Genomic DNA, 13,000 nt, shown 5'->3' with positions numbered 1-13,000 from the left:
TTCGTCGGTTGAGTTGCTCATATGTCAATTGTTCATTGCAACTAACTAGCGCTATGGCATCTGGGGTCGCGTGAGCCTGCTTTTCAAAAAGTTCATGGATACAGTGATTAGTAGCGAAGTCTGCGGCGGTATCATTGAAATCGTGTAGTTGATATTGGCATTCTTGTAATGAAATCATTGTTAACTGATTCAAAGGTATATCCGCGGTTACCTCTGACATTTGGGTCAACAATCGGCTCAGGTATTGGTTTAACTGCATAATGCTCGCGGCATCGAATAAAGCTTTATCCCAAATCCAATTTAACTTTATCGCGTCGCTATCAAACTGCACATCTAGTTCAAGATCAAACAACGCAACCACATGTTCGGACGCTAATGGTGAAATTGAAACCTGTGGTAAAGTAAAGCTGCCATCGTTCTGTGATATACCATAGCCAGACTGCATTCTTAGCATGATCTGAAACAATGGAGTATGGGCAGTGCTTCGAGGCACACTCAACAGTTCAACTAATTTCTCGAAAGGCACATCCTGATTTGACTGAGCATTAAGATGTACACTACGCACCTGCCTCAAATAATCGTTAAGGTTGTTGTCAGACGTGTCTAATCTCAAAACCAACGTGTTGACAAAAAAGCCAATCAAGGATTCCACTTCTGATTGCAAACGGTTAGCGACCGGTGTGCCTATTACGATATCGTTTGAGTTACTGTGTCTTGACAATACCAATGATAATGCGCCATGTACCAGCATAAATGGCGTGACTTGGTGCACTGCTGCTAACTTTTCCAATCCAAGAAGTACTTCGATAGGTAACTCAGCAGACATTCTTTCGCCAACGAATTCCTTGACTTGTGGCCTAGCGTGATCTATTCGAAGACTGTGTTTAACTGGCACATCCGTTAGATGTTCTCGCCAGTATGCCAACTGACTCTCAAGTATATCTCCCTGCAACCAATCGCGCTGCCATTGAGCATAATCTGCATACTGTACAGAAAGTGGTGCAAGCGTAACGGGTTGTGCGGATACATAGCTTTGATATAAAGTAACAAACTCTTTTATCAACAATTCCATAGACCAGCCATCAGAGGCTATATGATGCATATTGAACAATAAGTTCGCTTTCTCTTCTCCCAACACCACATAGCTACAACGCAACATAAGATCTTTGCTAAGATCAAAAGGGCGTTTGGCCTCTTTGTCTAATAAAACCTTTACAGTGTTAACTTGTTCAATATCTGATTTTGCACAAAGGTCATACTGAGTTAAGGTAAACTCTGATGGTGGCTGGACGAATTGCACAGCCTGTCCATTAACTTCTCGATAAACGGTGCGTAGCACTTCATGTCGACTAATAATAGTAGATAGACTTTGCTCGGCAGCATGAATATTAAATTTGCCTTTAAGAAAAAAGGCAGCGGGCATATTGTACACAGAACTGCTGCCATGCAGCTGATCTATAAACCAAAGGCGTTGCTGAGAAAATGATAAAACGTCGCCGCTCTCTGTGCGCTCATGTGCAATGATTTGTGGCCTTATGGCTTCTTGACTGCAGGAAATCACATAGTCTAACGCCAAAATAGTTGGTGATTCAAACAGTGTTTTTATGCTAATTTCTGCACCCAATTCTCGACGGATGTCGGATACCAAACGGACACACAGCAACGAATGTCCACCCAGCTCGAAAAAATTCGCAGTAACACTAATCGACTCAATATCCAGCTGTAAAAGTGCCGACCAAATTGTTACCAACGCCTTTTGTGTGTCAGTTTGAGGTGCCATATATTCACCTCTTAACTGACGTCCATCCACAGCAGGTAGTGCTTTGCGATCTATTTTTCCGTTACTGGTCAGCGGCCACTCACTGATAGACATAAGTACTGACGGAATCATATGCGCTGGCACTTTTTCAGACATTTGTGCTTTTAAGTCATGCAACCAATCTGTATTTGTTTCTGGCTCCTCAGGCCGGATGTAACCCACTAATTGTTGCGAAGAAGTGTCGTCAAGCGCCATAACTAATGCACTGTGTACTCCATCACATTCACTTAGGTGGAATTCAACCTCGCCAGGTTCAATACGAAACCCCCTGACTTTAACCTGGTTATCAACACGACCAATAAAAGCGAGATTGCCATCAGTGAGGTAACGCACCATATCTCCTGTGCGATATAACACGGGGTGGCTATCAGGCTTAGATACATTGAAATACGGATTAACAATAAAACGTGATGTTGTCAGCTGCGGCTTATTCAAATAACCACGCGCGAGGCCTGGTCCACCAATATGCAATTCTCCAACCACTCCATGAGGTAATAACTGTTGATTATCATCTAATACATACATAGACAAGTCATTTAGAGGCCTGCCAATAATTGAGCCTTGGCATTCTTTTCCTGTGACTTCATATGCTGTTGCATGGACAGTAATCTCCGTAATACCGTACATGTTCACCAATCGAGTTTGCTGACTTACGGGGTGTTCAAACCATGATTGCAACGTCTCAAATTGTAAGGCTTCGCCGCCAAAAATAACCCAGTCAAACGGGTTGTTTTTGGCATCATTTAACATAAATTGAGAAAGCGCTAGGAACGACGTTGGCGTTTGATTTAACACAGTTACTTTATTGGTGATGCAATAGTCGTAAAAATGGTCCAAATCGCGAATGTTATCTTTACTGGGAATGGCCAGTTTGCCACCATATAATAAAGCACCAAATATTTCCCAAACACTAAAGTCAAAACAAAAGGAATGGAACAATACCCAAACGTCCCTCTCTGAAAATGCGAACATGGGTTGAGTGTTGGCAAACAATCGCTGAACATTGGCATGTGCCACCATAACTCCTTTTGGCTGTCCCGTAGAGCCAGAGGTGTAAATAATGTAAGCGAGATTGTTTTCGCTGACGCCAGTATCATCGTTAGTTAACCAAGTATCACTTTGCGCATTGATTTCTTTCAACGTTTGCAAGTCATCCAAATAAACATGCTCAAAATTCCCGCTTGGTAAATGGGAAGATGCAACCGTTGTAGTCAACACTATCCCAAGCTGAGCATCAGACAACATGTATTCAAGGCGACTGTCGGGGTAAGACGGATCAAGTGGCACATAGGCGCCACCTGATTTAAGAATTCCAAGCATACCCACCAACATTTCAAAACCGCGCTCAGCACATAAACCTATCAGCATATCTGGTACTACATCATAACGCTCACGTAAGTAATGAGCCAACTGACTGGCACGCTTATCCAACTCTTTATAACTGAGAGTTTCTTGCCCACAAATAAGGGCGATAGCCTCAGGGCTTTTTGCAGCTCGTTGTTCAAATATCTGATGAATACAAAACCCGGAAGGTTGCTGAGCAGAGGTGTTATTCAGAGTCTCTAGTAAGTAGTGAGACTCCTGCTCGGGTAGTATCGGTAACTGGCTAATAGAAATCGACTCTGATAACTGGGTTAATTGTGTAAGTAAGTGACATAAATGTTCGTTAATTTGATTAATATGTGTTGCATCAAAAATGTCACTGTCATAAGTCCAAACTATGTTTAAGCCCGTAAGATCCAGAATGAATTGGATTCGGATGTCAAACATAACTGTCGTTGTATCAGAAATATATGGAGTAAGAGAAAAATCTGTAAAGGCTTTTTCGCCGCTCTCACCTACACCGTTTTCCATTGAAAGCATGATTTGGAAAAGGGGTGAATGTGACGTACTGCGAGGCACTTTTAAACGTTCAACTAATTGTTCAAAAGGCACGTCTTGGTGAGATTGAGCACTTAAATGCACTTCTCGTACATGGCTTAGGTATTCTTTCAGGCATCTTGGATTGGTATCAACTCGCAATACGAGAGTATTAACAAAAAAGCCAATTAAAGATTCTACTTCGGCTGGGAGGCGGTTAGCTGAGGGCGTGCCAATAACGATATCATGGCGGTTGCTATGACGCGACAACACCAAAGATAGCATACCGTGCAGCAACATAAATGGTGTGAGTTGGTGCTCTGAAGCTATCGCTTCTAGACTACGAGTGACTGCAGCTGGCAATCGCTTGCTTACTCTGGCTCCCTTATGTCGTTTAACAGCAGGGCGTGGCTTATCAAGGCGAATTCCATGATCCATGGGAAGGTCGCTTAATTTCTGCTGCCAGTAATTTAACTGTCGTTCAAGTTCATCACCTTGCAACCAATCTCTTTGCCAACTTGCATAGTCCCCATATTGTACAGCAAGCGCATCTAGCTCTACAGTTTGACCGAGAGAAAAAGCTTGATAATAGCTGATAAACTCCCTTACGAGTATATCCATTGACCAACCATCGCAAGCAATATGATGCATATTAAAGATCAATGCGCCGCGTTCTTGTTCTAGTAATACGTAGCTACAACGCAGCATTAAATCCTGAGAAAGATCAAAGCAGTACCACTCTTCATCTGTGATAAGTTGCTGGAGTTTATCAAGCTTGTCTCGCTCACAAATATGTCGATAATCCACAATATGGAGCTCAAAATTATCAATTGTATTTACTCTTTGAAACCCTGCCCCACCTTTTTCAAAATAGGTAGTTCTGAGTATTTCATGGCGCTTAATAATCTGCAGTAAACTACGCTGTGCAGCATCAATATTTAGGTTTCCATCCAATATGAATGTGACGGGCATGTTGTATTCAGGGCTGCCATTTTGCAGTTTGTCAATAAACCATAATCTTTGTTGTGCAAAAGACAGAGGCAAATCACCAGAGCGGTCTGTGGGGTTTATTGCCATACGCTGATTTTTTTGCGCATTCGCAAGAAATAAGGTAATGGCATCTTTATTATTTTTAATTAATAGTTTTATATCAGCTGTAATCGCCCCTTTTCGCGAGCGAGTTTTTAACTTTCCGTCTTCTATATAGGGCTTAACGCCCTGTTTTCGAAGATAAGTGACAATATCGGCTGTGCTTTTTAATTTATTGTGTTCCATTTTATTCTTATAAGAATTCATTTTCTAATTACCATTCAATATCTTCGAAAGACTCATCAATGTCATCAAACTCTTCATCCCCGGAGCTTTCTACCAACACTGAAATGACATTTGCCAACTGCTGAATGTTGGAACTTTCAAACAAGTCTTTAATCTCGACTTTCACATTGAACTCAGAGGAAATTTGGTTAAGCATTTTGACGATAAGAAGAGAGTGGCCGCCTAACTCAAAGAAATCAGAAGTGACACTAATGCGTGAAATATTCAACAGGTTCTGCCAAATTTCCTGCAGAGCAAATTCTATTTCAGTTTCAGGTGCGACATACTCATCAGAATCTACCATCACTAGATTAGGCAGCTTATTTACATCAAACTTTCCATTTGGTGTTACTGGAAAATAATCCACTAAAAGAATATTGTCTGGCACCATGTAGTAAGGAAGTCTTCTACTAATTTGACTCTTGAGTTCTTTAGCTACCGCATTGTTCGCGACTCTAAGCTGTGGTTTGTTGATTTTGTGAGATTGTCCGTATTTATCTTTAGCCATGACCGCATAGCGGTTTGCATCCTGTTTTTTGATGAAAATCAAATCTGCCAGTGACTTGGATTGTTGAGACCAGGTCGCTTCAAAATCAAATCCATATTGCGATGCGATCCTGTGTAGATCAGGCAAGTCAGATACAGCTTCGATACCCATCATTTCAAAGTTAATATCGTCTTTCGCATATTCCATACTATCGAAAATCAAGTGAGTGTTTTTTACATCGAGTAGAACCCGCTCGTTGCAAAACCCGCTAATACCAAATGAGCCTCTCGACTGTCTTAATCGGGTTTCAATGTCCTCTAAAGAACTCCATTGATACCAGTTTTCAATCATTTGGAGGGGGTTGTCACGTTTAAAGCTCAATATCACATCATAACGAAAACGAGTCATTTCATTATTGAAAGTGTCCTGCTTCAAATAAATGCCAGCACATACAAAATCATTCACCACCTCATGAATAGCACTAAAAAACGATGGGCTGATTAGTAGCTCGTTGTCATTATAATCGTGAAGTAAGGTTTTGTTTTTCAGCTCCAAAGGTGTGTCACTTGGGTTACCAAACAATGTATAAGATAAGCTTGATTCCAGTTTCAAATCCAAGTTTCGAACATCGCCAATTAACAAAGAGCTATTGTGGCTCAAGTAGCCTCTTAAGTTTTTAATCAACTCAATAAAATATGTGTCGCTCGGAAAATATTGAACCACCGAATTGATGATGATTAAATCGAATTGCTGTTCTTTAAGGAAAGTAAGATTTGATGCATCTCCCACGTAAGCTTCGACATGATCCCACCCCTGACTTTCGGTATGTGCCCGAATATTACTGATTGCTTTATTAGATAGATCCAAGGCCACTACTTTATCGCATCTGTCTGCGTAACCATAAAGCAGCATGCCTGTTCCAACCCCAATTTCTAAAATCCGAGACGCACCTACAGAATTAATGCGTTCTACCGTTTTCTCAACCCATTCCTGCATTTCATGATCTGGGATCTGACTTTGTCGATAGCTACAAGTCCATCCGGAAGTATCCAACTCCTTATCTTTGTTGTTATCAGATGAGTAGGCAGAATCGAACACATCAACCCAGTTTTTTACTTCCTTTTGATCATCGAACCTGTCCGCTTCGTAGAAAAAGTCTGGAGCAAGTTTTACGAAGGCCGACAAGCTGGTAGACTCCGCTTCTTTGCATTGTGGAACTACCTTGACATCACCGACAAAGGGAATACTTTGAAATTGATGTTCTATTTCGCCTAACTCAATACGGAACCCTCGAATCTTTATTTGGTTATCGTTGCGCCCCACATATTCAAATTCACCATTGGGGAGTTTGCGCATCAAATCGCCGGTTTTATATAGTCGACCCTGTTGGAATGGTGAATCAATAAATGCATGGCGGCTGAGTTCTGCACGATTTAAATACCCTTTTGATAAACGAGTTCCACCCACATAGGCTTCCCCCAATACGCCTTCTGGTACTGGCTGTAAATGCTCATTCAAGAGCAATATATACTGCCCTGGAAGCGGTTTACCTATGGACTTTTCGTAGACTTCATCAACAACTAGCTTTTTAAAGCTGGTATGAACAGTCGTTTCTGTAATGCCATACATATTTATGAGCTGAGTTTTGGCCTGTGGATAATTATCAAACCAATTACGTACAGCGTGATATCTCACAGCTTCACCACCGAAAATCAAATATCTTAGAGACTCTAGATATGTTTTTTCTGTGATCAGTACTTCACTCAACCATGAGAAAGCGCTTGGAGTCTGATTGAGGACCGTGACTCCATGTTGTTTAAAGACATTAATTTGTTGATTGGCATCTGTGATCTGGTCCTCTGAAAGAAGCACTAAAGTGCCACCATAGAAGAAAGCCCCCCACATTTCCCAGACGCTGAAATCAAACGATAATGAATGATATAGTACCCAAACATCCTCATGGCTGAATTCAAATAAGTTCTGTGTTTCATCCATTAGAGATATGACATTCTGGTGCGTTTGCACAACACCTTTAGGTTTTCCAGTCGATCCAGAAGTATAAATAATATAAGCGGGTGCAATATTGTCGCAAAGGTCTATACAATCGGTATAATGCAAAGTTTGCTCAGCTGGTTCCATCCTTTGAGTTAGTGCTTCTATATCAATAACCTTAACGTCCTCCGTCGTGAAACCCAATTCATCTGACGCGATGTTGGTCAATACACAAGCGGCGCAACTGTCATGCAAAATAAAAGTATTTCTACTACTTGAGTGCTTAGGGTCTAATACAACATAAGTGGCACCTACTCCCAAAATTGCCAACAAAGAGAAAACCAACTGAGGTGTTCGCCTTTGATAAACAGCAACGACATCCCCTCTCTGTACGCCTTGTTGCTTCAAATACAGTGCATATCGAATGATATTTTCCTGTAACTCGGTATAGCTATATTTTTGTTCACCGAATATCAGAGCAATGTTGTTTTGGTTATTTTTAAATTGTTGATTAAGAACGCTATTAAGGTTGTTGAATGATTGAACTGGTTTATAATCATACTCTTGACTCAGCAGTGCAGAGGCTTCAGATTCACTGAACATCTTAATTGCAGAGATTGGCACGTCATCCATTTTCAAGCAGTTTTCTAACAAGTAGACAAAGTTTTCATTTAGTTTGGCAATAAAGTCGTCACTAAAGTTGTCATTAGAGTAAGTCCATATCAGTTGATACCCTTCACCAAGAGAGTTAATGGATAGCTGCAAATCAAAAATTGGATTAACGACATTGCTTTCTACGAACTCAATGCTTAACCCATCTATTTCTAGTTCAGTCATCCCCACATTGTTCATGTCGAGGACAATTTGCACTAACGGATTCTTTTTAAACTCTCTTGTGATATTTAATCGCTCAATCAGCAGGTCAAAAGGCATATCCTGATTGGATTGCGCGTCGATATTTACTTGTTTCACATGCTCTAAGTAAGTAGCGAAGTCGGAATCATCAATATGTGTTTTCAGTACCAATAAGTTGACAAAAAAGCCCTGCATTTTCTCCAATTGCTCCGACATTCGATTCGCTACAGGAGTTCCCAAAAGAACCTCCTCGCGATTCATATATCGGGCAATCAGGATAGAAAATACTGCATGTATGACCATAAAGTGCGTAACGGCATACTTCGTTGCCACAGTCTGCAATTGATTAGTTATTGGCAAGGATAATTTATTGGCAAGTCGCCTACCACTCAATTGGGGGTTCTGACCATTATCTTGTTTCTGTGTGAAGCTGTTGAAATGTGGACAACCCTTTAAGTGGGATTCCCAGTATGCTATTTGTTTGTCGAACTCATCAGACTCCAATAAACTATTTTGCCAACTGGCAAAATGCTTATATTGTAACACTGGCTTTACGTCCATATATTGCTGGCCAGCTTGCGCCTGAGAGTACGCCTGACTAAACTCCATCGAAAGGTTCGACATGGACCAAGCATCAGATGCAATGTGATGCACATTAAAGTAGAAGACATGATCTTCCTCACCAAGCAATATTATGCTCCCTCTAAACATCAAGTCCTGTTGCAAATCAAAAGGCTTCAATGCATCGCTATCCAGTAACATATCAACTTGTAATGAAGGAGTATCACTCTTGCTCAGATCGTGAATTTCTAAAGCAAAATCAAAGGCGTGGTTAATGACTTGGCGCGGTTCCCCATCTTTTAATTGAAATTGCGTTCTGAGCACTTCATGTTTTTCAATTAAATTTCGTAATACGTCTTGCAATAGCCCTATTTGAAGGGGGCCTTTGATACGAAATGCTCTTTGCATATTATATTGTTGTGATGTTCCCAATTCCTTGTCGATGTACCAGAGCCTTTTTTGAGCATAAGATAGTGGAATATGCTTGTCATCGACTTCCGTTTTTTCTATGTGTTTTTGGATAGAAACATTGTCAGCAGTATCAATGATTTTCGCGAGGCTAGCTATTTCAGGTGAATCAAATAATTGTGCTACAGAAAGACGAGTCGTGAACTGGCTTGAAATTCTGGAAATGAGTTTCACCGCTAGCAACGAGTGGCCGCCCAGCTCAAAGAAGTTCGCTGTAGTCGAGATACTTTTAGCATCTAGGTTTAGTAATGATGCCCAGATATCCACTAATGCTTGTTCTATATCATTGTTGGGTGCTACATATTCTGATGCTGACAATAAATGTTCGACATTCGGTAAAGTCTCACGATCTACTTTACCATTTGGTGTCAAAGGCCACTCACTCACGGGGACAAATAAGGAAGGAACCATATGCGTGGGTAGCTGTGCCGACAACTGCATTTTCACAGTTTGCACCCAGTTGCTGTCATCATAATGTGGGGTTTCTGATTTGAGGTAAGCAACTAACCTCTGAACAGGGGGTTCTCCTTTCACCATGACTAAAGCACTATCGACGCCATCACAATGACTCAAATGATGCTCTACATCAGCAGGCTCAATGCGAAAACCTCTTATTTTTACTTGATTATCGACGCGACCGACAAACTCGAGGCTACCGCATGGCAGATAGCGCACTTTATCTCCTGTACGATATAATCGCGAACTAGTATTAGCACTTTGAGTGTCGTAGAAAGGATTGGTAACAAAACGAGAAGCTGTCTGCTTAACCTGGTTTAAATAACCTCTCGCAAGTCCCTCACCACCGATATATAACTCCCCCGTTACACCCGCAGGCAACAGCTGCTGCTGTGCATCCAAAACATATAGCTGTGTATTATTCAAAGCGTGGCCTATGTTGACAGGGGGCTTTAAAGATAAATTCGCTACCGTACTCCATACAGTGCACTCAGTTGGGCCATATTCATTATAAAGAGTACAATCAGATAAAAACTCATGAGTTTCGTGTTGTGCTGGCAAGTTTGTCGGACAGCTTTCCCCTGCCACGATGACCCCGCGAAGTTGATTACTCTTATCTAAATATGGTAACAGTGCCTGATATAAACTAGGGATCATCAACATATGACTTACTTTAGTCTGGTTGATAAGAGCAGATAAACGCCCCAAGTTTTCTAATTGTTCAGATGTTGGTAGACACAAAGTTGCACCACTGCAAAGAGAACCAAACAGGCCTGCAATTGAGCTATCAAAAGACATCGAGGAGACGACTAGAAAACATGACACATCAGAATAATATTCAATACGGTTGTGAGTGGAATGACACAGTTGCTTATGCTCGACCATTACCCCTTTGGGTTGCCCTGTGGATCCTGAGGTGTATATAACGTAGGCAAGATTATTTGTAGTCAAACCTGTTTGAGCAAGATTCAATCGAGTATCTGGCAATTCATTTATAGAAGTTAATGTTTCCGTATTATCTAATACAATTTTTGTGTATTTACCTATAGGTAACTGAGGGGCCGTTAAATTTGTACACAATACAATACCCAGATTGGCGTCCGAGACCATAAATTGCAGGCGGCTATCGGGATAACTCGGGTCCAGAGGCAGATAAGCTGCACCAGATTTGAGGATCGCAAGAATGCCGACCACCATATCAATACTTCTCTCTACGCAAAGTCCCACCAATGTGTCGGGCGCTATAGTATGCCTATCTCGTAAATAACGAGCTAACCTGTTCGCTCTGCGCTCCAACTGGCCATAAGTCAGGCTGGTTCCATTATAAGTCACAGCAACCGCATCCGGTGATGCCTGAGTCCAGTACTCAAACAACTCATGAATACACTGCTTTTTAGGGTAATCAACGCTATTGTTGTTCAGAGAATGTAAATAGTGGATTTCATCATCTGAAAGCAACGTTAACTGGTTTAGAGAAAGATCCTCTTCAATTTTGGATAGCTGGGACAATAAACGACAGAAATGATCATCGAGCTGGGCAATACGTGACTTATCAAATAAAGCTTTATCCCAGGTCCAGGTTAATTGCACCCCGTTACTGTCTATCTGCACATCTATTTCTATGTCAAAACGAGACACAACCCTTGTGCTTGATAGTGTAGACAAAGACACGCCCGGTAATGAAAAAGGAGTGTCTTGTTGCAGTACACCATAGTCTGAATTCATAGTCAGCATGATTTGAAAAAGAGGTGTATATGCTTGACTACGAGGCACTTTGAGTAGTTCCACCAGTTGCTCAAAAGGTAATTCCTGATGTGACTGAGCATCAAGGTTGACTTGCCTTACATGGTTTAGAAATGCATCAAGCGTTTTGATCGAAGTATCAACTCGTAGTACCAGTGTGTTGACAAAAAATCCAATCAGAGACTCGACCTCTGTCTGTAAGCGGTTTGCGACTGGCGTACCAATGACGATATCATGCTGATTGCTGTGTCGAGCCAATACCAAAGACAACGCCGCATGAATCAACATAAATGGTGTAAGTTGATGACAAGAAGAGAGCTTATCAAGCCCTTTTGCTACTTCAAATGACAGATTTGAAGTCAACCTAGCCCCAGTATTCCCCTTGTTTTTAGGCCTAGGATTATCAAGCTGTAGACCATGTTCCATAGGCATATCAAAAAGCTGTTTTTCCCAGTAATCCAACTGAATCGATAACACATCTCCTTGCAACCAATCTCGTTGCCATTGTGCATAATCGCTGTACTGAACAGGTAAGGGGTCAAGCAAAGCAGATTCGCCGTTGATATAAGCTTGATAAAAGAGCACAAATTCTTTGAGAAGCAACTCCATTGACCAACCGTCAGATGCAATATGATGCATATTAAATAGTAAAATACCTTTGTCACATTCAAGTTGCACGTAGCTACAACGCAGCATGGTATCTTCACAAAGGTCAAAAGGACGCATTGCTTCTTCATCCAATAAATCAGTCAGGCGCTGCTTTTGGTCTGCTTCACATAATGTAGTTAAATCAAAGTGAGATAATTCAAAATTGACTGATGAACGAACCTTCTGTATCGCTTGTCCATTTACTTCTTGATAAACAGTGCGTAATACTTCATGTCGGTCAATAATTGCTGATAGACTAAGTTGGGCAGCGTCGATATCAAAATTTCCATTAAGCAAAAAAGTCACGGGCATGTTGTATTGCCAGTTATTTTTTTGCATCTGTTCAATAAACCACAGCCGTTGCTGAGCAAAGGACAATACAGCTTGCTTCTTGTCGCTTTTCTTAATTGGTGGATACGATTTTTTAACTTTGGCACCCGTAGCGGCAACATTTAAATGAGCGATAAGCTGCTCTTTATGTTGTTTAAGCAAGGCTAAACTCTCGCTATCTAAGTTTCCTTTTTCAGCACGAGCTTTTAACTTACCGTTGTCTAAGAACACGTCTATACCTGAACTATTTAGTGACGTAAGCAGAGCGTAAATATCCATTAAATTTCAACCTCTTCCAGAGCATTTTTATCTTTGTTATCCAATTCAATTTTAAGGAGCTCGGAGTCCATTACCCTTGCTATATTAAGGATATCGTGCTCTATAAGTTCCCTCAGTTGCAGCTTTATAGAGAAGCGCTTCAATATTTCACTGTTGTATTTCACAACTAGTAAGGAGTGACCTCCCAA

The 13,000-nt window shown here is 41.1% G+C and carries 3 protein-coding genes; all 3 read right to left on the bottom strand.

The genetic code is table 11. The features are described 5' to 3' along the window. The coding region (locus L1077_RS26530) for a non-ribosomal peptide synthetase (RefSeq protein ID WP_237139770.1) at positions 1-4,954 on the bottom strand (4,954 nt) is incomplete at its 3' end. Between the two features lie 28 nt (positions 4,955-4,982). Next, a complete protein-coding gene (locus L1077_RS26525) occupies positions 4,983-12,812 on the bottom strand; it encodes a non-ribosomal peptide synthetase (RefSeq protein ID WP_237139769.1) in 7,830 nt (2,609 codons plus the stop codon). After that, on the bottom strand, positions 12,812-13,000 hold a 189-nt coding region (locus L1077_RS26520), incomplete at its 5' end, for a hypothetical protein (RefSeq protein WP_237139768.1). The genes L1077_RS26520 and L1077_RS26525, both read right to left, overlap by 1 nt.

Origin of the sequence: Pseudoalteromonas luteoviolacea, from assembly GCF_021654285.1 — a bacterium.
In the GTDB taxonomy this organism is placed as follows: domain Bacteria; phylum Pseudomonadota; class Gammaproteobacteria; order Enterobacterales; family Alteromonadaceae; genus Pseudoalteromonas; species Pseudoalteromonas luteoviolacea_J.
The sequence above is the reverse complement of the archived record's forward strand: the minus strand, read 5'-3'. Positions and strand labels throughout refer to the sequence as shown.

Excerpts from the sequence above, each read along its gene's own strand:
- L1077_RS26525 (WP_237139769.1), bottom strand. The coding sequence starts at position 12,812 with ATGGATATTTACGCTCTGCTTACGTCACTAAATAGTTCAGGTATAGAC.